Source organism: Salmonella sp. SAL4457, assembly GCF_046548235.1.
In the GTDB taxonomy this organism is placed as follows: domain Bacteria; phylum Pseudomonadota; class Gammaproteobacteria; order Enterobacterales; family Enterobacteriaceae; genus Salmonella; species Salmonella enterica.
On sequence record NZ_JBGDZO010000008.1, the window covers coordinates 79,948 to 103,121 of the forward strand.

At 51.8% G+C, this 23,174-nt stretch carries 24 protein-coding genes; 14 read left to right on the plus strand and 10 right to left on the minus strand.

The window, feature by feature from the left end:
- Positions 1-39: 39 nt before the first annotated feature.
- Entirely contained in the window at positions 40-540 is a 501-nt protein-coding gene (gene cpxP, locus ACLJNW_RS20510) for a cell-envelope stress modulator CpxP (protein ID WP_001233463.1), read from the minus strand.
- A 150-nt stretch (positions 541-690) separates the two neighbouring features.
- On the opposite strand from cpxP, the gene cpxR reads away from it, so the two are divergent.
- Positions 691-1,389 (plus strand): envelope stress response regulator transcription factor CpxR, encoded by a 699-nt coding sequence (gene cpxR, locus ACLJNW_RS20515; RefSeq protein WP_001033731.1) that lies wholly within the window; start codon positions 691-693, stop codon positions 1,387-1,389.
- Complete coding sequence (gene cpxA / locus ACLJNW_RS20520) at positions 1,386-2,759, plus strand: envelope stress sensor histidine kinase CpxA (RefSeq protein ID WP_000580402.1); 1,374 nt, start codon at positions 1,386-1,388, stop codon at positions 2,757-2,759. Before cpxR ends, cpxA begins: the two co-directional genes overlap by 4 nt.
- A gap of 50 nt (positions 2,760-2,809) precedes the next feature.
- Here cpxA and ACLJNW_RS20525 read toward each other — a convergent pair whose 3' ends face one another.
- From ACLJNW_RS20525 to sodA, 3 genes are all read right to left on the minus strand, one after another.
- Entirely contained in the window at positions 2,810-3,205 is a 396-nt protein-coding gene (locus ACLJNW_RS20525) for a nuclear transport factor 2 family protein (protein WP_000133442.1), read from the minus strand.
- Positions 3,206-3,216: 11 nt separating this feature from the next.
- The gene (gene yiiM, locus ACLJNW_RS20530; protein ID WP_023204364.1) at positions 3,217-3,906 is read right to left on the minus strand and encodes a 6-hydroxyaminopurine reductase; all 690 of its coding nucleotides are present in this window, start codon (positions 3,904-3,906) and stop codon (positions 3,217-3,219) included.
- A gap of 69 nt (positions 3,907-3,975) precedes the next feature.
- Entirely contained in the window at positions 3,976-4,596 is a 621-nt protein-coding gene (sodA, locus tag ACLJNW_RS20535; RefSeq protein ID WP_000122632.1) for a superoxide dismutase [Mn], read from the minus strand.
- Between the two features lie 328 nt (positions 4,597-4,924).
- Between sodA and ACLJNW_RS20540 the strand changes: the two genes are divergently transcribed.
- The 3 genes from ACLJNW_RS20540 to ACLJNW_RS20550 are packed head-to-tail and all read left to right on the plus strand — an operon-like array spanning position 4,925 to position 7,742.
- On the plus strand, positions 4,925-5,908 hold the full coding sequence (locus tag ACLJNW_RS20540) for a TRAP transporter substrate-binding protein (protein WP_000812816.1): 984 nt from the start codon (positions 4,925-4,927) through the stop codon (positions 5,906-5,908).
- An 18-nt stretch (positions 5,909-5,926) separates the two neighbouring features.
- The gene (locus ACLJNW_RS20545; protein ID WP_001091413.1) at positions 5,927-6,442 is read left to right on the plus strand and encodes a TRAP transporter small permease; all 516 of its coding nucleotides are present in this window, start codon (positions 5,927-5,929) and stop codon (positions 6,440-6,442) included.
- Complete coding sequence (locus tag ACLJNW_RS20550; RefSeq protein WP_000566800.1) at positions 6,435-7,742, plus strand: TRAP transporter large permease; 1,308 nt, start codon at positions 6,435-6,437, stop codon at positions 7,740-7,742. The genes ACLJNW_RS20545 and ACLJNW_RS20550 overlap by 8 nt, the downstream gene beginning before the upstream one ends.
- Before the next feature lie 158 nt (positions 7,743-7,900).
- On the opposite strand, the gene ACLJNW_RS20555 is transcribed toward ACLJNW_RS20550, so the two are convergent.
- On the minus strand, positions 7,901-8,584 hold the full coding sequence (locus tag ACLJNW_RS20555; protein ID WP_000378721.1) for an oligogalacturonate-specific porin KdgM family protein: 684 nt from the start codon (positions 8,582-8,584) through the stop codon (positions 7,901-7,903).
- Positions 8,585-9,202: 618 nt separating this feature from the next.
- Between ACLJNW_RS20555 and rhaT the strand changes: the two genes are divergently transcribed.
- A complete protein-coding gene (gene rhaT / locus ACLJNW_RS20560) occupies positions 9,203-10,237 on the plus strand; it encodes an L-rhamnose/proton symporter RhaT (RefSeq protein WP_000063533.1) in 1,035 nt (344 codons plus the stop codon).
- On the opposite strand, the gene rhaR is transcribed toward rhaT, so the two are convergent.
- Positions 10,234-11,082, minus strand: coding sequence for an HTH-type transcriptional activator RhaR (gene rhaR / locus ACLJNW_RS20565; protein WP_000013290.1), 849 nt, complete (start codon positions 11,080-11,082; stop codon positions 10,234-10,236). The two genes, rhaT and rhaR, sit on opposite strands and share 4 nt — an antisense overlap.
- 152 nt (positions 11,083-11,234) lie before the next feature.
- The gene (gene rhaS, locus ACLJNW_RS20570; protein ID WP_000217112.1) at positions 11,235-12,071 is read right to left on the minus strand and encodes an HTH-type transcriptional activator RhaS; all 837 of its coding nucleotides are present in this window, start codon (positions 12,069-12,071) and stop codon (positions 11,235-11,237) included.
- Positions 12,072-12,358: 287 nt separating this feature from the next.
- On the opposite strand from rhaS, the gene rhaB reads away from it, so the two are divergent.
- The 5 genes from rhaB to rhaM all read left to right on the plus strand — a co-directional run bounded on the left by rhaB (position 12,359) and on the right by rhaM (position 17,640).
- Complete coding sequence (gene rhaB / locus ACLJNW_RS20575) at positions 12,359-13,828, plus strand: rhamnulokinase (RefSeq protein ID WP_000143965.1); 1,470 nt, start codon at positions 12,359-12,361, stop codon at positions 13,826-13,828.
- Positions 13,825-15,084 carry an L-rhamnose isomerase gene (gene rhaA, locus ACLJNW_RS20580; RefSeq protein WP_000211470.1) on the plus strand — a complete coding sequence of 420 codons (1,260 nt, stop codon included), beginning with the start codon at positions 13,825-13,827 and terminating at the stop codon, positions 15,082-15,084. Before rhaB ends, rhaA begins: the two co-directional genes overlap by 4 nt.
- Before the next feature lie 142 nt (positions 15,085-15,226).
- Positions 15,227-16,054, plus strand: a complete 828-nt coding sequence (gene rhaD, locus ACLJNW_RS20585; RefSeq protein WP_001179690.1) for a rhamnulose-1-phosphate aldolase — start codon at positions 15,227-15,229, stop codon at positions 16,052-16,054.
- A gap of 126 nt (positions 16,055-16,180) precedes the next feature.
- Positions 16,181-17,329 carry a lactaldehyde reductase gene (fucO, locus tag ACLJNW_RS20590; protein ID WP_000009254.1) on the plus strand — a complete coding sequence of 383 codons (1,149 nt, stop codon included), beginning with the start codon at positions 16,181-16,183 and terminating at the stop codon, positions 17,327-17,329.
- Positions 17,326-17,640: an L-rhamnose mutarotase gene (gene rhaM, locus ACLJNW_RS20595; RefSeq protein ID WP_000619478.1), complete on the plus strand. Its 315-nt coding sequence runs from the start codon at positions 17,326-17,328 to the stop codon at positions 17,638-17,640. Before fucO ends, rhaM begins: the two co-directional genes overlap by 4 nt.
- A gap of 88 nt (positions 17,641-17,728) precedes the next feature.
- Here rhaM and ACLJNW_RS20600 read toward each other — a convergent pair whose 3' ends face one another.
- Positions 17,729-18,277, minus strand: coding sequence for a helix-turn-helix domain-containing protein (locus tag ACLJNW_RS20600; protein ID WP_001517951.1), 549 nt, complete (start codon positions 18,275-18,277; stop codon positions 17,729-17,731).
- 100 nt (positions 18,278-18,377) lie between these two features.
- On the opposite strand from ACLJNW_RS20600, the gene ACLJNW_RS20605 reads away from it, so the two are divergent.
- Together ACLJNW_RS20605 and ACLJNW_RS20610 are read left to right on the plus strand one after the other, a co-directional pair.
- Complete coding sequence (locus ACLJNW_RS20605) at positions 18,378-19,037, plus strand: AzlC family ABC transporter permease (protein WP_000683586.1); 660 nt, start codon at positions 18,378-18,380, stop codon at positions 19,035-19,037.
- Complete coding sequence (locus ACLJNW_RS20610; protein WP_000527677.1) at positions 19,037-19,360, plus strand: AzlD domain-containing protein; 324 nt, start codon at positions 19,037-19,039, stop codon at positions 19,358-19,360. Before ACLJNW_RS20605 ends, ACLJNW_RS20610 begins: the two co-directional genes overlap by 1 nt.
- 355 nt (positions 19,361-19,715) lie before the next feature.
- Here the strand turns inward: ACLJNW_RS20610 and ACLJNW_RS20615 are convergent, their stop codons facing one another.
- On the minus strand, positions 19,716-20,816 hold the full coding sequence (locus tag ACLJNW_RS20615; RefSeq protein ID WP_023203740.1) for a YiiG family protein: 1,101 nt from the start codon (positions 20,814-20,816) through the stop codon (positions 19,716-19,718).
- 182 nt (positions 20,817-20,998) lie between these two features.
- Between ACLJNW_RS20615 and ACLJNW_RS20620 the strand changes: the two genes are divergently transcribed.
- Positions 20,999-22,030: a YiiG family protein gene (locus tag ACLJNW_RS20620; protein WP_000710971.1), complete on the plus strand. Its 1,032-nt coding sequence runs from the start codon at positions 20,999-21,001 to the stop codon at positions 22,028-22,030.
- A 267-nt stretch (positions 22,031-22,297) separates the two neighbouring features.
- Here ACLJNW_RS20620 and fdhD read toward each other — a convergent pair whose 3' ends face one another.
- Positions 22,298-23,134: a formate dehydrogenase accessory sulfurtransferase FdhD gene (gene fdhD, locus ACLJNW_RS20625; RefSeq protein WP_024154442.1), complete on the minus strand. Its 837-nt coding sequence runs from the start codon at positions 23,132-23,134 to the stop codon at positions 22,298-22,300.
- Positions 23,135-23,174: the final 40 nt, after the last annotated feature.

A 23,174-nucleotide genomic window follows, 5' to 3' on the forward strand; every position in this document is an offset into this window, starting at 1 on the left:
AAGACAGGGATGGTGTCTATGGCAAGGAAAACAGGGTTGTTACTGGGAACGTGAGTTGCTACTACTCAATAATTTCAACGATGAACTTTTTTGCCATTGCGCCACGTCGCGCAGTTGCTCCATTCGTTGCTGATGCTTTTCATTCAAAACCGCTTGCTGCTCCGGCGTTAACAGGCGATACATCTGGTTACGCACGCGGGCCATTTCGACCTGGCGGGCGACCTGCTCTTGCGCCATTTTTTCTGCCTGAGCGCGCACAGCGCTTTCATCAAATTTTTCTGCGGTGACAAGCCGATGCATTGTCTCCATTTCGCTAACATTAACAGGAGGCTGTTCGTGCCTTGCCTGTTGCATAAGATCTCGCATCTGCTGACGCTGATGTTCGGTTAAACTTATGCCGTCAAACATATGATTTTGCGCGCTACGCTGCGTGGCCCCGTCACCGGGGTGCCAGTTATCGCTTGTAACAACTTCAGCTGCGTGGCTTAAAAAACTGAATGCCAGCGTTGAGGCCATAACAGCAGCGGTAACTTTGCGCATCGCTTGCTCCCAAAATCTTTTCTGTCGCGATTCAACGAGAGACAGTTTACGATTCGGGCTGCAAACATGCGTCAGGGGGTGTAAAACAACGTAAAGTCATGGATTAGCGACGCCTGATGACGTAATTTCTGCCTCGGAGGTACGTAAACAATGAATAAAATCCTGTTAGTTGATGATGACCGAGAGCTGACTTCCCTGTTAAAAGAGCTCCTCGAAATGGAAGGTTTTAATGTCCTGGTGGCCCACGACGGCGAGCAGGCGCTTGAGCTTTTGGATGACAGCATCGATTTACTTTTGCTTGACGTCATGATGCCGAAGAAAAACGGTATCGATACGTTGAAAGCGCTTCGCCAGACACACCAGACGCCTGTCATTATGCTGACCGCGCGCGGCAGCGAGCTGGATCGCGTTCTCGGCCTTGAGCTGGGCGCGGACGACTATTTACCCAAACCGTTTAACGACCGCGAACTGGTAGCGCGTATCAGGGCTATTTTGCGCCGTTCCCACTGGAGCGAACAGCAGCAGAGCAGCGACAACGGCTCGCCGACGCTGGAAGTTGATGCGCTAAGCCTTAATCCGGGTCGCCAGGAAGCCAGTTTCGATGGCCAAACGCTGGAGCTGACCGGTACGGAATTCACCCTGCTCTATTTGCTGGCGCAACACCTCGGCCAGGTGGTTTCCCGTGAACATTTAAGCCAGGAAGTGCTGGGTAAGCGCCTGACGCCGTTCGATCGCGCCATTGATATGCATATTTCTAACCTGCGCCGCAAACTGCCGGAACGCAAAGACGGTCACCCGTGGTTTAAAACATTGCGTGGTCGCGGCTATCTGATGGTTTCCGCTTCATGATAGGAAGTTTAACCGCGCGCATCTTCGCCATCTTCTGGTTGACGCTGGCGCTGGTGCTAATGCTGGTACTGATGTTGCCCAAGCTCGATTCACGCCAGATGACCGAGCTGCTGGACAGCGAACAGCGCCAGGGATTGATGATAGAGCAACATGTAGAAGCTGAACTTGCGAACGATCCGCCCAACGACCTGATGTGGTGGCGTCGCCTGTTCCGCGCGATCGATAAGTGGGCGCCGCCTGGACAGCGGTTATTACTGGTGACCTCTGAAGGACGCGTGATCGGCGCTGAACGCAGCGAAATGCAGATCATTCGTAACTTCATTGGTCAGGCGGATAACGCCGATCATCCGCAGAAGAAAAAATATGGCCGCGTAGAGATGGTGGGGCCGTTCTCCGTTCGCGACGGAGAGGATAATTACCAGCTTTACCTGATTCGACCGGCCAGCAGTTCGCAATCCGATTTTATTAATCTGCTGTTTGACCGCCCGCTTCTGTTGCTCATTGTCACGATGCTGGTCAGTTCGCCGCTCTTGCTATGGCTGGCATGGAGTCTGGCGAAACCGGCGCGTAAGTTGAAAAACGCGGCTGATGAAGTGGCGCAAGGCAACCTGCGCCAGCATCCGGAGCTGGAGGCGGGTCCGCAGGAGTTCCTCGCCGCTGGCGCCAGTTTTAACCAGATGGTGACGGCGCTGGAACGGATGATGACCTCGCAGCAGCGTTTGCTGTCAGACATCTCCCATGAGCTGCGAACGCCCCTTACGCGCCTGCAACTGGGTACCGCGCTGCTGCGTCGTCGTGGCGGCGAAAGCAAAGAGCTGGAGCGTATTGAAACCGAAGCGCAGCGTCTGGACAGCATGATCAATGACCTGCTGGTGATGTCGCGTAACCAACAGAAAAACGCGCTGGTCAGCGAAACGATGAAAGCCAATCAACTATGGGGCGAAGTGCTGGATAACGCCGCCTTTGAAGCCGAACAGATGGGCAAGTCGTTAACGGTAAATTATCCGCCAGGGCCGTGGCCGCTCTATGGCAACCCAAACGCGCTGGAAAGCGCGCTGGAAAATATAGTTCGTAATGCGCTGCGCTATTCACATACGAAGATTGAAGTCGGCTTCTCGGTGGATAAAGACGGTATTACGATCACGGTCGATGACGACGGGCCGGGCGTCAGCCCTGAAGACCGCGAGCAGATCTTCCGTCCGTTCTATCGCACTGATGAGGCGCGCGACCGCGAGTCTGGCGGCACCGGGCTGGGGCTGGCGATTGTCGAAAGCGCCATGCAGCAGCACCGCGGCTGGGTGAAGGCTGACGATAGCCCACTGGGTGGGTTGCGGCTCACGCTGTGGCTACCGCTGTACAAGCGAACCTAAAAACCATCGGCCTGCGAATGCAGGCCGATTTTTTATCTCGCCGTCGAGATTTACCGGGAGATTTCCGGCGCCAGAATCCACTCAGCGCTGTCATTCCACACGTCCATCCGGGTAATTTTGCCATCGCGCACTTCGAAACGGTCAATAAAGCGGTTATCGGCAAACGGGCGACCGTCGGGCCATTCGCCATACAACGTACCGTTGGAATAAATCACAACGTAATCATCATGCTGCACCGCATCAAACTCGCCCAGCGCCTTCTTCACCCACTTGTAGCGAGCGCCGTTAAACTGCGCGATATCTGCCGCGCCCGCCATCGCCCGGCCTCCGGTGAAGGTAATTTTCACCTCCGGGTGCATATACGTTGCGGCGCGTTCAGCATCGGGAATCATCGAGGCCACCAAAAATTCTTTTACGATCGCCACCGCATTTTCAGCTTCAGTCATAATCCTTCCTTTCATTTTGGCGGAGTTTTATCCCCCCACAGTCGTCTGGCGCTATCTTCAATTTTGCCGCTCAAACGACGCTTTTGCATGGTGCGGCTCCAGCTCGCCGACAGCCCGGCGGCGCTCAACAGCCGGTGATATTGTTCGTCATCAAACGGCATAGACCAGGCGATAACACCCGCTTCATGAACCGAGACATCGCTCAGACGCGACGCCAGTTCCAGCGGCGCATCGCTGGAGACCTTACCTGGCGCAATGACCCGATACAGCCAGCCGGTTTTTCCGCTGTTCTGCATAAGGAGGGCCATGTCGCTGATGGCAAAGTGGAAATTAAGTTTAAAGCATGGAGAGCGCGGCTGAGTGACCTGGATCAACACCTCGCCCCAGCGGTAGATGTCGCCAATAAACACGTTGTGTTCGGTCATTCCGTCCGTCGACAGATTCTCGCCAAACGCCGGGGCGCAAAACAGCGTCGCCTGCTCGGGGAACTGGCGAATCCAATCAGCATAGTGTTCGCGGGGGTAATGGCATAGCGCGCGATCGGGGCCGCCGTGGATTTTCTTTTCGGCCTGCTGATCGCCTGCCAGACCCAGCTCGGTCAGCATGAGTTCGCCGTCGATTTGCACCTTGGCGATAGCGCTCGGGCGGCTGCCGTCATAGTCACGAATTTTGCCAATAAACACGTCAACCGGATAATGCATCTGCTGCTCCTTACGCGGATACAAAAAAAGCGAGTCATCAGACTCGCTTCTACAGACGTGCAATGCAAATTATTTTTTAGCGGCGAAACGCGCTGCTGCTTCGTCCCAGTTCACCACGTTCCAGAACTCTTTGATGTAGTCCGGGCGGCGGTTCTGGAATTTCAGATAGTAAGCGTGTTCCCATACGTCCAGACCCAGGATCGGGAAGCCGGAAGCGCCGGAAATGGCTTCACCCATCAGCGGGGAATCCTGGTTTGCGGTAGAAACCACAGCCAGTTTGTCGCCTTTCAGCACCAGCCACGCCCAGCCGGAGCCGAAACGGGTTGCTGCTGCTTTTTCGAATTCAGCTTTGAAGTTGTCAACGGAACCGAAGTCACGCTCGATAGCCGCTTTCAGATCGCCCTGCAGAGTGGTGCCTTTTTTCAGCCCTTTCCAGAACAGGCTGTGGTTAGCGTGGCCGCCCGCGTTGTTACGCAGCACGGTTTTTTTGTCCGCTGGCACCTGATCCAGTTTAGTAATCAGTTCTTCAACCGGCAGGTCAGCAAACTCAGGCAGGTTTTCCAGCGCCGCGTTAGCGTTGTTGACATAGGTTTGATGGTGTTTGGTGTGGTGAATCTCCATCGTCTGCTTATCGAAGTGCGGTTCCAGTGCATCATAAGCGTACGGCAGGGATGGCAGTGTATAACTCATAATCATCTCCATTATTGTCGAGCGGCACAGTGTTAACGCCGCGTAAGCAGTTGGTTCATTATAGTTAATTAAATGATATTGAAAATGATTATCAATGCCGTACTTTTTCCAGGGTTATAAACGTTACGGCATCCGCTGAAAAAAATCGTTTTTTACGCCTCCAACCGAAACCGCCTGTTGATGAACTCCTGGAAATCATGAAATGTGAAACAGGGTTTCAAAATCTTTCTTTTGGTGCCAATTTTTGTCAGCGGTGGCAAAATCAAGAAGGTTATAATTTCACCATGCAATTACATTCCCGGTAAATTATTACAATTGCGAGGGAATTATGAAGCAACCTGGTTTTATACGTCTGGCTACGTTGGCCTTACTCTCCACACTCTCTTTCTTCTCCCACGGCGAAACCATTTTGCGCCTGGCCTACGCTGAAAATAGCCAGCCGGTAAAAGATGCGTTGCACTTCCTAGGGCAGCAAGTTGAAGAGAAAACGGGCGGCGATATCAAAGTACAGTACTTCCCGGACGGACAGCTTGGCGGAGAGCGCGAACTGGTGGAGTTGACGCAGGTCGGCGTCGTCGACATCACTAAAGTGTCGTCCGGGCTGATGGAGAGTTTTTCGCCTGAGTACGGCGTGTTCTCACTTCCCTACCTGTTTGCCACCGTCGATGAATACTACCGCGTAATGGATAACCCACAGGTGATGGAGCCTGTTTATCAGTCCACCGCCGCGCAGGGGTTTGTCGGCGTAGGCTGGTATGATTCCGGCGCGCGTAATTTTTATATGAGCAAAGCGCCGGTTAAACGCATTGAGGATTTACGCGGGAAGAAGATCCGCGTCATGCAGAGTGAGACGGCGATCCAAACTCTCAAACTGCTGGGCGCTTCGCCTATCGCCATGAGCCAGGCGGAGGTCTATACCTCATTACAACAAGGCATTCTCGACGGCGCGGAAAACAATGAGTTCGCTCTCACCATCGCCCGCCACGGCGAAGTCGCCCGCTATTACACCTACGATATGCACACCCGCATTCCCGATATCCTGCTAATGAGTACCCTCACGCTGGAAAAGCTGACGCCGGAACAGCAGCGCATCGTCGAAGCCGCCATCAAGGCGTCGATCGAATTTGAGAAAGCCGCATGGGACAAGGAAATAGAGAAAACCAGGCTGGCGGCGGTAAAAGATTTCAACGTTGAATTCTACGAGATCGACAAAAAACCCTTCCAGAAGGCAGTACAGCCTATTTACGACGGCCTGAAAAACAAACCGCGGCTTTACGGGCTGTATCAACGTATCCAGACAGCAAAAAATTAATCTAATCAGGAAATTAAGATGAACACATTCAGAAAAGGACTTGATTTATTGCTGGGCGCTATCTGTTGCCTGGTGCTGGCGATAATGGTTGGCATCGCCTGCTGGCAGGTGGTGAGCCGCTACATTCTGGGCGTTCCCAGCACCCTTACCGAAGAGATGCTGCGATTTCTCCTGGTGTGGGTATCAATGCTGGGCATGGCTTTTGTCGCCGGTCAGAAACAGCATATCAGCCTGACTCTCTTACTGGATAAGGTGTCGCCGACGATTCGTGGCTGGTGGGATATTATTCTGCAGGTCATTTTTATCGCGTTTTCCATTTGGGTATTGATTATCGGCGGCTTAAAGATTTCTGCGATTTCTATGCTGCAAATCTCCCCTGCGCTGGGCATTCCGATGGGGAAAATTTATTACGCGCTCCCCTGCGCAGGCGTACTGATCATCCTCTATGGGCTGCTGAATATCGTTGACGCCCTGAAAGCTATCCATTCCGCCACGGATACCACTGAGCACACTCTGGAGAAATCACATGATTGACCCTATTTTTGCGTCCTGTACGCTAATTGCCGTCTTTGTTGTTTTACTGGCCATGGGCGCGCCTATTGGGATCTGCATCGTTATCGCCTCTTTCAGCACCATGATGCTGGTACTGCCTTTCGATATTTCGATGTTCGCCACCGCGCAAAAAATGTTCTCCAGCCTGGACAGTTTTGCCTTGCTGGCCGTGCCGTTCTTCGTTTTGTCCGGGGTGATCATGAATAGCGGGGGAATTGCCGCCCGGCTGGTCAATTTTGCCAAACTGTTTACTGGCAAACTGCCCGGCTCGCTCTCTTATACCAACATCGTCGGCAATATGATGTTCGGTGCAATTTCCGGATCGGCGATTGCCGCCTCAACCTCCATCGGCGGCGTGATGGTGCCGATGAGCGCGCGCGAAGGTTACGATCGCGGCTTTGCGGCCGCGGTGAATATCGCCTCCGCGCCGACGGGAATGTTAATTCCGCCCACCACGGCTTTTATCCTTTATGCGCTGGCAAGCGGGGGAACATCGATTGCCGCTCTGTTCGCCGGCGGTCTGGTCGCGGGAGTGCTGTGGGGCGTTGGCTGTATGCTGGTCACGCTGGTGGTCGCTAAGCGTCGAAATTATCGGGTTTTCTTCACCGTCCAAAAAGGCATGGCGCTAAAAGTTGCCGTTGAGGCCATTCCCAGCCTGCTGCTGATCGTGATTATCGTCGGCGGCATTGTGCAGGGGATTTTCACCGCCATTGAAGCCTCCGCGATTGCCGTGGTGTATACATTATTGTTGACGATGGTGTTTTACCGCACGCTGAAAATTAAGGATTTGCCTTCGATTTTGCTCCAGACAGTGGTAATGACCGGGGTCATCATGTTCCTGCTGGCAACCTCTTCGGCGATGTCCTTCTCGATGTCGATCACCAATATTCCTGCGGCGCTGAGCGATATGATCCTCGGTATTTCCGCCAATAAACTGGTTATCCTGTTAGTCATTACCGTCTTTTTGTTGATTATCGGCGCATTTATGGATATCGGTCCGGCCATTCTGATTTTTACCCCGATTCTGCTGCCGATCATGGCTAAACTGGGCGTCGATCCGGTGCATTTCGGCATTATCATGATCTATAACCTGGCGATTGGCACCATTACGCCGCCAGTTGGCAGTGGTTTATATGTCGGGGCGAGCGTCGGTAAGGTCAAAGTTGAGGAAGTGATTAAACCGTTGCTGCCTTTTTACGGCGCGATTATCGGCGTTCTGTTATTAATTACCTACATTCCGGAGATCACACTGTTCTTACCCCGTCTACTGGGCATCATGTAAGCGCATAGTTTCCTGCACATCTCGTTGGCCGGATGGCGATTCGCGTCTTATCCGGCCAACGCACGATAATAATTATCCGCAGGTCATCACCAGGTAAAAAAAACCGGCTACCTATAAAGTAGCCGGAAAAGGGAATAAATAATAAACAGGGATAATGATTAGAATGTGTAGCCTATACCCACGCGGAAACGGGTTTGTCTTTCATCGCTGTTGCTATTGACGGAAACATTACCTACCTCAACGAATGGCGACCATTGATCAATAATATAGGCAGTTCTGAAGTTATATTCATAGTTATCTTTTCCGCCATCGTAAAGATCATATTTATCGGCTTTCTTATAAATTCCTTCGATTGTCCAGTCAAAGTTGTTCCATTTATAACCCGCCCAGACATCCATACGATTGATGGTATCATCATCACGGATATCAGAAGAACGGCGTACATATTCAAAACGATAGCGCGCGCCAACCCACCAGCTTTCATTTAATGTCCACGTCGCGCGGAAGTAAGGCTTATAGGTAGAGTAACCGTTGCCTGTTTCCAGCACAAAACCCGGTTGCCAGGCGACATCACCGGTTTTAAATTGGTAGCTTATCGTATATTCGTTACCCTGTGTTTCCAGGTCATTAAACGCTTTATTGGTGTCATCCCCGCCTGATTTTGAGATAGCTTCTATCGCAAAACCAACACCATTCGCAAACCGATGAGAAATATACGCACGGTCATAGTTAGCTTTACTATCATCAAGATATTCATGACGAACATCGACATATACTGCATGCGCATTTGTTACAACAAGAGGTAATAGTAAGAAAAGAGATTTTCTCATAACAGAATCCATTTAATTTAAAATTAAAACATTGTTTCATGTCAGACCATTACAACCATAATACGCAATGTGAATGTCGACAATATAGACAAAGTTCTTTAATTTAAAATTGGGATAATGTTCAAAAAGCAAAATAAAATAAATGAAATTCATATTCGCCATATAAAATAAAAATCAAAACACCATCAACAACGCCAATATAGGGATTTCCTTATATTTATATTTCATTGATTCCTAACGTTAATTTCAATATATTTAAATTGTAAATACAAATAAAACAACCAAATAATTACTGTATAACTACCCTTTTATCAAACGGTAAGTCAGACTATTCCCATTATGTGATCTCACGCAGCGTTTTCTTTGCATTGTTGCCAGCTAAGTCGTTTCGTGTCGTTATGATGAAGGTATTTTAGAAAACAAATATTACCCACTGATTTAAATAACATCCAGACGGTCACGATGCGCTTCGACTTTTTTAAAACGTGAAGTTAATCACTTCATTAACGTGCTGATTGCCAGAATACACCCAACGGCGGCAATCGTTATAAGGTTACCAGGCTGCGTAATTTTTAAACTCATGCAAACGGAAGGGGTATCCCGTCCATAAAAAATAATGAGGAACATGTCATGAGTAACGCGATTACGATGGGTATTTTCTGGCATTTGATAGGGGCGGCCAGTGCAGCCTGCTTCTATGCCCCGTTCAAGCAAGTGAAACAGTGGTCATGGGAAACCATGTGGTCAGTGGGCGGCATCGTCTCATGGCTTATTCTGCCGTGGGCAATTAGCGCTCTGTTACTGCCTGATTTCTGGGCCTATTATGGGCAGTTTAACCTCTCCACCCTTTTACCGGTTTTTCTGTTCGGCGCCATGTGGGGCATCGGCAATATTAATTACGGTCTGACCATGCGTTATCTCGGGATGTCGATGGGTATCGGCATCGCTATCGGCATTACGCTTATCGTCGGCACGCTGATGACGCCTATCATCAACGGTAACTTCGATGTGTTAATCCATACCGAAGGGGGACGCATGACGCTACTTGGCGTTTTTGTCGCGCTGATCGGCGTCGGGATTGTGACGCGCGCCGGACAGTTAAAAGAACGCAAAATGGGCATTAAAGCGGAGGAGTTCAATCTGAAGAAAGGGCTTCTGCTGGCAGTGATGTGCGGTATTTTCTCGGCGGGGATGTCTTTTGCCATGAACGCCGCGAAACCGATGCATGAAGCTGCTGCCGCGCTTGGCGTTGACCCGCTCTATGTCGCGCTGCCGAGTTACGTGGTGATTATGGGCGGCGGCGCGCTGGTGAACCTCGGTTTCTGTTTTATCCGCCTGGCAAAAGTGCAAAATCTGTCGATAAAAGCCGACTTCTCGCTGGCAAGACCGTTGATTATCAGCAATATTCTGCTGTCCGCGCTTGGCGGTCTGATGTGGTATTTACAGTTCTTTTTCTATGCCTGGGGTCACGCGCGCATTCCCGCGCAATATGACTACATGAGCTGGATGCTGCACATGAGCTTCTATGTGCTGTGCGGGGGGCTTGTCGGTCTGGTGCTAAAAGAGTGGAAAAATGCTGGCCGCCGTCCCGTTGCCGTATTAAGCCTCGGCTGCGTGGTAATTATTATCGCGGCGAATATTGTCGGTTTAGGCATGGCCAGTTAATCGCTTTGATTACTGAGATGACGCCATTGGCTCGGCGTCATCCCAGTTTCCCGCGTGAACACCACTGAAAAATAATTACTATCTTCAAAACCGCACTGCATCGAAATCTCGCTAATCATCAGCGGGCTATGCTGAAGCAGATACTGCGCGTGGCAAATACGGACCTGGCGTAAATATTGATTAATCGTCATCCCGGTTTGGGCGCGAAACTGCTGCCGCAGCACCCGTTCGCTGCATTGTTCCTGCTGGCAAAACGCATCCAGCGCAAAGGGACACTCAAGACTATTAGCCAAAGCGGTAATTAATTTATCCAACAGGGTTTCTCGGGAGGTTGCCGGAAGATCGTCGGTCGCGTAGCGATGCCGTTTTAACGTCATCACCAGTTGACCAAACAGCAATTCCGCCATCTCATTCGCCAGCGGATCGCGTCCATTACTCTCATGTTCAAGCTGGTTAATGACCTGCCGCGCCTGATTCATTCCCATACTGCCCAGCCGCCAGTGAGGATGCCACTGCGCTCCCTGAAAGCCGGGAATCATCGCCTGCCAGTTTACATTGAGTTTCAAACGCTCCGGGCAGTAAATGATATTTTGCAGCACCAGATCGTTAACGGAGGTATAGGAGTGTTTGTCTTCAGCACGAATGTAAAACAGATCGCCGCGGGTAATTCTGTATGGGCGCTCATTAAGAACGTGTAGGCCATTGCCCCGCCAGACCATCACCAGTTCACAAAACTCATGCGTATGTTCCGCAAAAACATCCTGTGGATAGCGATCGGCAACCGTAACGGCCTGCTGCTCATCAGTAAAAAAATCTTTTTTCAAAAGGATTAACTGATTTGCCACCGCAGCACCTCATGTTGAATGCTTGCCGGCTGGCGCTACGCTTATTCTGTCTACCGCTCGCCGCCGTAGGCCAGGTAAGGCGCAGCCGCCATCCGGTATTAAAGGGTATAATTATCAGCATATTGGCGACGAAAACGTTGATAGCGTTCGCGTTACTGGATTATCGCATCGCGTCCCTGACGGATATCCCGCGGCGACCAGTTAAATTCTCGGCGAAACAGAGTCGAAAAGTGGTTACTGTCGCCAAAACCGCAGCGGTACGCGATTTCTGTCACGCTATGATCGCTATGGCGCAATAAATGCCGGGCTTTGATCAAACGCAGGCGATTAAGGTAACGTTGCGGCGTCAGCCCGGTATGCTGTTTAAGCTGACGATGCAGCGTACGTAGCGACAGCGAAAACTGTTCAGCTACCGCCTCCCAGCAGACCTCCTCCGCAAAATGGTCTTCCAGCCATGCCATCAGTTGGTTGAGTTTGGCGTCGTTATTGGTCGCGCCTTCCATCAGGCTACTGCGGCGTAACAACACCAGTAGTTGCATAAACAAAATTTCGCGATTCGCCACGGCAGGCGCATCCATGCCGTCTCCGGCGCGCTCCATCAGACCGACCAACTGGCGCACCTGCTGCAACACACTCTGATTCACCCGCCAGTGAGAAGGATAGTAACCATCCTGCTCCTGCGGCAGCAATTGATCCAACCCCGCCAGGAACTGGAAGGCGTCCGGTGAACGCCACAGTACATTCGTCAGGCATAGGTTGTCGGTATGTTCATATAAATGCCGGTCGTGATCGCGAACAAAACACACGGTACCGCCGCTGATGGTATACGGCTGCCCGTTGAATACATGAATGCCCGTACCGTGTTCCACAATCACGATTTCATGAAAATCATGATGATGTTCAGGGAAAGCGGCTTGCGGCAGACGAGGTTCAATCGCCACGGGCGCTTTACCTGATGGAAAAAAATCCACGCTATGCAGTACGGTCATGGTTGCTTCCTCCTGAATTCAACATGTCCGAATAGTAATTAAGGGTTATCGGCCTCACCTTAAATTTTTGACGCTAAAGCGCGCAAACATGGTCTTTTTTTCAAGAAAAGGCGGGAAAAAGCGGGAAATGCGGACGACATCACACCGGCCTATTAGTAGAAACTGTGAACGCTATCACGTTCATCTTTGCCTTGTTGCCAGCGGCTCATTTTCCTGTCAGTAACGAGAAGGTAGGTCTTTGAGGGCTTTTTTAGACTGTGCGCAATGACTCTAAGAAGGACCTGATTATGACTTTTCGCCATTGTGTCGCGGTTGATCTCGGCGCATCCAGCGGGCGCGTGATGCTGGCGCGTTACGACAGCAAACACCGTACCCTGACGCTACGTGAAATTCACCGTTTTGTGAACTGCCTACAAAAAACAGACGGGTTTGACACCTGGGACATCGACAGTCTGGAAAAGGATATCCGTCTTGGTCTGAAGAAAGTCTGCAATGAAGGCATTCTTATCGACAGCATCGGCATCGACACCTGGGGCGTCGATTATGTCCTGCTGGATAAACAAGGTCAGCGTGTCGGCCTGCCGGTCTCCTACCGCGATAACCGTACCACGGGCATCATGCCGCAAGCGCTGGTCCAGATCGGCAAAAGCGAAATCTATCGCCGCAGCGGGATTCAGTTTCTGCCGTTTAACACCATCTATCAGCTACGCGCGCTGACGAAACAACAGCCTGAGTTAACAGCGCAGGTCGCTCATGCGCTGCTGATGCCCGATTATTTCAGTTACCGCCTGACCGGTGAAATGAACTGGGAATACACCAACGCCACGACCACCCAGTTGGTCAATATCAATACCGATGACTGGGACGATACCCTGCTGGCGTGGACTGGCGCGAAAAAGAGCTGGTTCGGTCGCCCCTCGCACCCTGGCAATGTTATCGGCGACTGGATTTGCCCGCAGGGCAACCGTATTCCGGTGGTAGCCGTCGCCAGCCACGATACCGCCAGCGCCGTTATTGCCTCTCCGCTGGCAAATAAACATAGCGCTTACCTGTCTTCAGGCACCTGGTCATTGATGGGTTTTGAAAGCAAAATGCCCTACACCACTGATGAGGCGCTGGCCGCCAATATCACCAACGAAGGCGGCGCGGAAGGGCGTTATCGGGTACTGAAAAACATTATGGGTTTGTGGCTGCTCCAGCGCGTGCTGAAAGAACGGCGCATTACCGATCTGCCTGCGCTTATCGCCCAAACAGAAGCGCTGCCGGCCTGCCGTTTCCTGATTAACCCGAATGACGATCGCTTTATCAATCCTGACGATATGCGCGCTGAAATCCAGGCAGCCTGTCGCGAGACCGACCAGCCCGTTCCCGTCAGCGATGCCGAACTGGCGCGCTGCATTTTCGACAGTCTGGCGCTGTTGTATGCCGACATTCTGCACGAACTGGCAAATCTGCGCGGCGAAAAATTTACCCAACTGCATATTGTCGGCGGCGGATGCCAAAACGCGCTACTCAACCAGTTGTGCGCCGATGCATGTGGCATTCGCGTGATGGCCGGGCCGGTTGAAGCCTCCACCCTTGGCAATATTGGTATTCAGCTTATGACCCTCGACGAATTAAACAACGTCGATGACTTCCGTCAGGTCGTCAGCGCTAACTACGACCTGACAACCTATATCCCTAATCCTGATAGTGAAATTGCCCGCCACGTTGCGCAGTTTCAACCCAAACGACAGACAAAGGAGCTTTGCGCATGACCACTCAACTGGAACAAGCCTGGGAACTGGCAAAACAACGTTTCGCCGCAGTAGGTATTGATGTCGAGGAGGCGCTGCGCCAGCTCGATCGCCTGCCGGTTTCCATGCACTGCTGGCAGGGCGACGATGTTGCCGGATTCGAGAACCCGGAAGGTTCGCTGACGGGCGGAATTCAGTCGACCGGCAACTATCCGGGCAAAGCGCGTAACGCCACCGAACTGCGCGCCGATCTGGAACAGGCGCTGCGTCTGATCCCAGGACCAAAACGGCTGAACCTACACGCCATTTACCTTGAGTCGGATACGCCGGTTGCTCGCGACCAGATCAAACCGGAGCATTTTAAAAACTGGGTGGAGTGGGCGAAAGCGAACCGGCTGGGGCTGGATTTCAACCCCACCTGTTTTTCTCATCCACTGAGCGCTGACGGTTTTACCCTCTCTCATCCAGACGCGAAAATTCGCCAGTTCTGGATCGATCACTGCAAAGCCAGCCGCCGCGTCTCGGCATACTTTGGTGAGCAGCTCGGTACGCCGTCGGTGATGAACATCTGGATTCCGGACGGCATGAAAGACATTACCGTCGACCGTTTAGCCCCGCGCCAGCGCCTGTTGGAAGCGCTGGATGAGGTCATTAGCGAGAAATTCGACCCGGCGCACCACATCGACGCCGTTGAGAGCAAACTGTTTGGCATCGGCGCGGAAAGCTACACCGTCGGCTCCAATGAGTTCTACATGGGCTACGCCACCAGCCGTCAGACCGCGCTGTGCCTGGATGCGGGCCACTTCCATCCCACTGAAGTGATTTCCGACAAAATTTCCGCCGCCATGCTCTATGTGCCACGGCTGCTGCTGCACGTCAGCCGCCCGGTACGCTGGGATAGCGACCACGTGGTACTCCTGGACGATGAAACCCAGGCAATTGCCAGCGAAATCGTCCGTCATAACCTGTTCGACCGTGTGCATATCGGTCTGGATTTCTTCGACGCCTCTATCAACCGTGTCGCCGCGTGGGTTATCGGTACCCGCAACATGAAAAAAGCGCTGCTGCGCGCTCTGCTGGAACCCACAGATCAACTGCGTCAGCTTGAGGCCAGCGGCGATTACACCGCGCGTCTGGCGCTGCTGGAAGAGCAAAAATCTCTGCCGTGGCAGGCCGTCTGGGAAATGTATTGCCAGCGTCACGACACGCCGGCTGGCAGCCAGTGGCTGGACAGCGTTCGCGTCTATGAAAAAGAGATCCTGAGCAAACGTAGCTGACAGCGACACCTGATCTGTAGGCCGGATAAGACGCCCGCGTCGCCATCCGGCAATAAATGAAACACGATTGCCGGATGGCGCTGCGCTTATCCGGCCTACGTAAGACCCGAATAACCTTCGGGCAATAAATGGGAACACGAACATGCAAAATATTACCGATTCCTGGTTTGTCCAGGGCATGATTAAAGCCACGTCTGATGCGTGGCTGAAAGGGTGGGACGAACGTAATGGCGGTAACCTGACGCTACGTCTCGATGAAGCCGATATCGCGCCTTTTGCGACTAATTTTCACGAAAAACCACGCTATATCGCGCTAAGTCAACCCATGCCGCTGCTGGCGAATACGCCGTTTATCGTTACCGGTTCCGGCAAATTCTTCCGCAACGTGCAGCTCGATCCGGCAGCCAATTTAGGCGTGGTCAAAATCGACAGCGACGGCGCAGGCTACCACATTCTGTGGGGCTTAACCCACGACGCGGTACCCACCTCTGAACTCCCGGCGCATTTCCTTTCCCACTGCGAACGCATCAAAGCCACCCACGGCAAAGACCGCGTCATTATGCATTGCCATGCGACTAACCTGATCGCCCTCACCTACGTACTGGAAAACAACACTGCGCTGATCACCCGCAAACTGTGGGAAGGCAGCACCGAATGCCTGGTGGTATTCCCGGACGGTGTCGGCATTCTGCCATGGATGGTGCCAGGCACCGATGAAATCGGCCAGGCCACCGCGCAAGAAATGCAGAAACATTCGCTGGTACTGTGGCCGTTCCACGGCGTGTTCGGAAGCGGACCTACGCTGGATGAAACCTTCGGTTTGATAGATACCGCAGAGAAATCCGCTGAGGTATTAGTCAAAATCTATTCGATGGGCGGTATGAAGCAGACCATCACGCGCGAAGAACTGGTCGCACTCGGCAAACGTTTTGGTGTGACGCCTCTGGCCAGCGCCGTAGCGCTGTACTGATACCTCCCAACTCAACGCCGGATGCGGCTTTGCCTTATCCGGCCTACAGGTCGGTGCGCATTTTACCGTAGGCCCGATAAGCGTAGCGCCATCGGGCAACAGGGAATTTTTTTAAGGAGAATAGTGATGAGCTTTATGTTGGCACTGCCAAAAATTAGCCTGCATGGCGCTGGAGCGATTGCCGATATGGTGAACCTCGTGGCGAATAAGCAATGGGGCAAAGCGCTGATCGTTACCGATGGTCAACTGGTAAAGCTGGGCCTGCTGGATAGCCTGTTTAGCGCACTGGATGAACATCAAATGTCTTACCACCTGTTTGATGAGGTGTTCCCAAACCCGACAGAAGAGCTGGTGCAGAAAGGTTTTGCGGCGTATCAGAGCGCAGAATGTGACTACATTATCGCCTTCGGCGGCGGCAGCCCGATCGATACCGCAAAAGCGGTGAAAATTCTGACCGCCAACCCAGGTCCATCTACCGCCTACTCCGGCGTCGGCAAAGTGAAAAACGCCGGCGTACCGCTGGTAGCGATTAATACTACGGCAGGTACCGCGGCAGAGATGACCAGCAACGCGGTGATTATCGACTCTGCCCGTAAGGTCAAAGAGGTGATCATCGACCCGAATATCATCCCGGATATTGCCGTGGATGACGCCAGCGTTATGCTGGAAATCCCCGCTTCTGTGACCGCCGCAACCGGCATGGATGCCCTGACCCATGCGGTGGAAGCCTATGTCTCCGTTGGCGCGCATCCGCTCACCGACGCTAACGCGCTGGAAGCGATTCGCTTAATCAATGTGTGGCTACCGAAAGCGGTTGACGATGGCCATAACCTCGAAGCCCGTGAGCAAATGGCATTCGGCCAGTACCTGGCGGGTATGGCGTTCAACAGCGCCGGTTTGGGGCTGGTTCACGCGCTGGCGCACCAGCCGGGCGCAACCCACAATCTGCCGCACGGCGTCTGCAACGCTATCCTGCTGCCAATTGTCGAGAACTTTAACCGTCCGAACGCCGTCGCGCGTTTTGCCCGCATCGCACAGGCGATGGGCGTGGAGACGCGCGGTATGTCTGACGAGGCCGCAAGTCAGGAAGCGATTAACGCTATCCGTACGCTGAGCAAACGCGTCGGCATTCCAGAAGGTTTCAGCACGTTGGGCGTCACAAAAGAAGATATCGAAGGCTGGCTGGATAAAGCCCTCGCCGACCCGTGCGCGCCGTGTAACCCGCGCACCGCCAGCCGCGATGAAGTTCGCGAGCTGTACCTGGAGGCGTTATGATCCGCAAAGCCTTTGTGATGCAGGTAAATGCCGACGCGCACGAGGAGTATCAGCGTCGTCATAACCCAATCTGGCCGGAGCTGGAAGCCGTATTAAAATCTCACGGCGCGCATCACTACGCGATTTATCTCGATCAGGAGCGCAATCTGCTGTTCGCCACCGTTGAGATTGAATCCGAGGAGCGCTGGAACGCCGTTGCCAGCACCGACGTTTGCCAGCGTTGGTGGAAACATATGCGTGACGTTATGCCCGCGAATCCGGATAACAGCCCGGTCAGCGCAGAGCTAAAAGAGGTGTTCTATCTGCAGTAAGTCGTGTGCCCGGTGGCGCAAGCTTACCGGGCCTACGGTTTTATTTTTTGTCGGCCGGATAAGGCGGTTACGCCGCCATCCGGCAATTTCAATTCTGCTCCGCTACCAGGATAGCCTGAGTATCCGGTTCCAGCGCTTTAAAGATATGCGCCTGGTCGCCGGGATAACAAATGTAATCGCCCTCCGCCAGCTCTTCCGGCGCCTCGGTTAAGCCGACGAGGGCTTTTCCCTGCGTAACAATAATATGTTCCACCGACCCCGGCGGATGCGGATGAGAGATCCGGTCGGCCCCCGGCTGCGTCAACAGCAGATAGATATCACGCCGCGCGCCGGGCGGACACGCCGCCAGTAATATCGCCTGATAATGCGCCTGCTCCGCCACCACTTTGGTGCCTTCTCCGCGGCGAATCACCTGCGTTTTTTGTACCTGCGGCTCCAGCAGCCTGGCAAAGGGAATGTCGAGCGCGACGCATAGCGACCATAACGTCTCCAGGCTGGGGTTGCCGTTCCCTGCTTCCAGTTGTGAAAGCGTAGATTTAGCGATGCCTGCGCGCCGCGCAATCTCCGCCAGCGACAGTCCGGTTCGCTGGCGTTCGCGTACCAGACTTCTGGCAATGACGCTAATAGGTTGTGTCATAAAGCATCCAACGTTCACTATAACGAACGAAATGTTCGTCTTGTAAAGCAAATCTGTTCCGTTCATTATAATGAAAATTCGTTCGATATGACTAAAGAAGATGAAACACTATTTTTCCTGTCTCAAGGGAGACACGATAAAAGCGATATTTTTAGTGTGCCTGGCCGTGGGCGTCGTCGGCATGTCCTATGGCTCACTGGCGATGGCCTACGGTTTCCCACTGTGGGTGCCGTTTGTCCTCTCTATTTTTGTACTGGCGGGCGCGTCCGAATTTATGTTTATCGGCATTGTTGCCAGCGGCGGCAATCCGTTAGCGGCGGCGGCGGCAGGACTGCTGGTGAATGCGCGCCACGTGCCGTTTGGCGTAACGGTGCGCGATTTGGTTGGCACCCGCGCCGCCAGCTTTTTCGGCTGCCATATTATGAATGATGAGAGCGTGGTGTTCGGCCTGTCGCAAAAAACACCCGAACAACGTAAAGCCGCCTACTGGCTATGCGGTCTGGGCGTCGCCCTATTCTGGCCGATTGGCACACTGATTGGCGCTGGTGTCGGCAAACTGCTTCCGGCCCCAGAAACCATCGGTCTGGATGCCGTATTCCCGGCAATCTTACTGGCGCTGGTGATCCCGGCGTTTAAAAACCGCACCACATTGATTCGTGGTTGCAGCGGCGCCGCGCTGTCGCTTGCCGCCGTTCCTTTTGTGGCTGCCGGATTGCCGGTGTTGCTTTCGCTGCTTGGCCTACTGGCGAGGAAAAAATAATGGGCAATATGACGCTATTTATTATCGGTATTGCTCTTTTGTCTGCGGGAACCTATTTGATGCGCCTCGGCGGCGCGAAACTTGGCAGCCGTCTGGCGCTGTCTGAGCGTTCACAGGCGCTGCTCTCGGATGCGGCAACGGTGCTGCTATTCTCCGTCGCGCTGGCGACCACCTTTTACGAAGGCGAACATTTTGCCGGAATGGCGCGCGTTCTTGGGGTTGGCTTCGCCGTATTTTTAGCCTGGCGTAAAATGCCGCTTATTGTGGTGATTATCGCCGCTGCGGTGGTGACCGCGTTATTACGAATGGCGGGTATTAATTAACGTCTTACCGAACAGTTGGACGTGACACCCTATAAGTGATGAAGGCTGGGCCGCCCTATGCTGAAGTGGCTCAGAATTTTCGCATCAGACGGGATAAATGCTTTCCATATAAATGCCGATCCTCAATGACACTACCAGTACCTTCCAGCGTGACGTCAACATCTTGTGATAGCTTCAGATTACTGGTTTTTCTAATAGCTCTCTTTAGTTAATGTTTACGTCAGCTATTTTTACGGATATTGCCTGATGAAGAATACATAAACGAAAAAAGCGCCTGATCGGCGCTTTTTATTGGCGTTATAGCGTAATTTTATAGGCGCTTGCGCCAGCCTGCACGGAGTTAATGTGCCGTCACTCAACGCAGGCGGTTATAATCATCCACCATCTCGTTATAACTTCTCAACGACGCCGGATAAGAATCCGCAACCATCCATCCTGTTGCAGGGTCCTGCACCCGTTTCTTTTCAAAATCAGAATACTCAACATTGTCTCTGATGCGACGAATATATTTTTTAGCTTGTAGCTGATAATCAGCCGCAGAGCTGATGAAAGAAGAATTACGGCCATCAGTATTCACCTCTTTCAATTGCGCAATCATTGTTTCCAGTTCCGCGACTTTTTTCATCATCGCTTCGGCATCAAAGGTATCGGCAGAAATAACCTTGTTGATCTGCTTTGCCGAGATCATGACAGCCAGAGAATAATAGTTAAATGTTTTACCTTCCGCTTCTTCTATTCTCTTCAACTGTGTCAATTGCCGCCTGTCATTTATCTCCTGAATAGCCTCATGATATTTTTCCGAGATGGGTTTAAAATCCTCGATATTCTTCAGTAATGTCTGATGCAGCGCCTTACCTTTAGCAAAGGCATCATCTTTATAGTTTTCCTGGGTATAATATTTTTCCATTTCGTTAATGGTATTACCCAGCGCGGCGGCGCTATCAATATAGCTAACGGCAACGCCATCAATAGGCTCAAGTAATGGCGTTAAGGCGGCCACCTGTTTCATCTCTTTCTGGCAATTCGTTATGTAAGACTCCGTAATACCATAAATGCCATAAACCAGGCTCTCTTTCCCTGTCGGACCTTTTTTAAAGTCTTTCACCCAATCCGCGTAACGCGCCAGACTGTGCTGAACGGGCAATTGAAGTTTATTAAAACAATCGATATAGACATCCATTTTTTCACTATAAACTTCTTCAGCGTCAACCTCCGGCTGAGCTGGCGTTTCTGGCTTCGCCGCCGGGGGCTGAGTTGCCGTTTCTGGCTTCGCTGCTGGGGGCTGCGCTGGACTTTCGCCAGATTGCGTTTCCGGCGTCTGAGAAGGCGCTGGCGTCGCAGGCTGACTGCTGGCGGCCGGCGTCGCCTCGGTTTTAACATTATTGTCATCACATCCTGTTGCGCCCAGGGTCATTAGCGCAATGATTATCGCTGAGGATAATAAATTCCTTTTCATTTAATTGCCTTTTGTATATTTACGTTGGGGTTCTCTTATTTTAACGAACACATTGATATTGATAATGTTAATTATAATGAAATATGGATTAAGTATTTTTTGTGTTGAATAAATCACATACCTGTTTTTTTTCATTAAAATGAATCTGTAAATTTCAATGATATTATTTATAGGTTATTCTAATGAAAAAGGATTTGTTATCATCAATTATTATCGCTATGCTGATGACTGCCGGGCTAAGCGCTTGTGATGAAAAAAAAGCGGACGAACAACCTGTAGCTCAGAGTGCGGACTCATCAGCGAGCAATACACAATCCACATCAGCGGAAAGCGCAGATGCGAACGATGTTCTTAACCAAAAGCTGAATGTTTACATTGATTGTTATAATAATCTCCAGGCAGGTATTTACCGCGCTGTAAATCGTTATGCTAACACATTCGACGATTTCCGCACCGGTCCTACCGGTAAGGAAGACGATCCCTCTCCGCTGGTTCCTGTGTATCCTGCACTTATCCAGGACTGCCGGAAAGACATCAAGGCGGCGGCTGAATTAAAGCCGGCGTTTGCCTCTCTGGATAGTGCTGCTCTGGCATTTATTAATGCGGCTGGGCCACTAGCTGAAACAATCAATAGTATGAATAAATACTATGATCAAGATAACTTCAAGGATGATGCCTTTGCTGGCGCTAAAGCGTTCCATAAAACGTTTATAAAACAGTTCGATGAGTTTGATCCCATTGCGAAGAAATATATCGCCGAGATTACCATTATGAGTGGGCAGCATGCGGCTAATGAAATTAAGGCGACCGAGAAGAAAGAAGGTAAATCCATTAAGTACTATACGCTTTTGACGATGCAGGAAGCCGAGACGCTTAATGACGCTGTAGCTGATGATTCTTTTGATGTGGCGGCAGTAAGCAAACAGCTCGCTGATTTTGAAGAGCATACTCAGAAGCTAAACGAGAAGATCAACGTTGATATAGATAAACATCGTAGCTTCCCTGGCTTTATTTCTGAGCTGGAAAAATTCCAGGGCAAGGTGAAAAAACGCATTCGGCGCGTGCGCGATAACGTGGCGTATACCTCGCATGAGCAGGACTACCTCAATAGTGGCAGCGGCGATATGGTAGATGGTTCTTATGAGGCTGTGGTTAAAGCTTATAACGAGCTCATCGATACCTATAATGGCTATCATCTTGAGCGTGAGTTCTAAGCTTTTCACGCTGCAAATCGCGTGCATATGACCGCTGAACTGAGCAAATAAGTCGTTAGCGACTGCCGAAAGAGCGCCCCAGGGGCGCTTTTTTCGTTCGAAGTATTACCGGGTAGCAAGCGCCTCGTGAATGGCTGGAATAAGCTGCGGCCCAGCATAAAAACGATTAAAACCTGTATGGCCTCGCCACTATACGTGATTCCGTTATCAAGAGAGGCTGTAAAATTGAGAAAATATATATTTTACGCAAATGTAGAGGGTACTATTTTAGTCTGCGACTAACCGCTGCGGATGGGTATAAATCGTCGCCCGACCCGGCTTACAGAACCCCACCAGCGTCAGATTACACCGTTCAGCGACGTCAACCGCGAGCGTGGTGGCAGCAGAAACCGCAAACAAAATTTCCACACCGCACATCGCCGACTTCTGCACCATTTCGTAACTCGCACGACTGGAAACCAGCGCCGCGCCTTGCCGCCATTCCTCACCTTCCGTAGCGCGGCGGCCGAGCAGTTTATCCAGCGCAACGTGGCGTCCGACATCTTCATGGCCCCCCGCCAGTTCACCCGACGGCATGACCCACGCCGCAGCGTGCGTACAACCCGTCAGCTTACCCGTCGGTTGAAAATCATTCAGATGTTTTAACGCGCGATCAAGGTTACCGAGATTAAACGTTTGGCTAAACGGCAGCGGTTGCACCGGCTTACCGATGTCATTGAGCTGTTCCACGCCACATACGCCGCAACCGGTACGTCCGGCCAGCGCGCGACGACGCGCTTTCAGCCCCATAAATCGACGGCTGGAAAGATCAATCTGCACTTCAAGTCCGTTACAGGACGGCACAACGTCCATGCCATAGATTTCACGCGGGCTGTCAATGATCCCTTCCGACAGAGAAAACCCTATTGCGAAATGCGTCAGATCTTTCGGAGAGGCCATCATAACGACATGCGAAATACCGTTATACACCAGTGCCACTGGCACTTCCTCGGCAACATCATCAAGTTGGGGGGACTGCAAATCCTCGCGTTTCCAGAGAGTCAACTGGCGTGAGGTTGTGAAATCAGTCACATTTAGGACTTCTTCAGACAGTATATTGTTCACTTTCTTTTAACCATATAAGAACACACACACCAACATTATG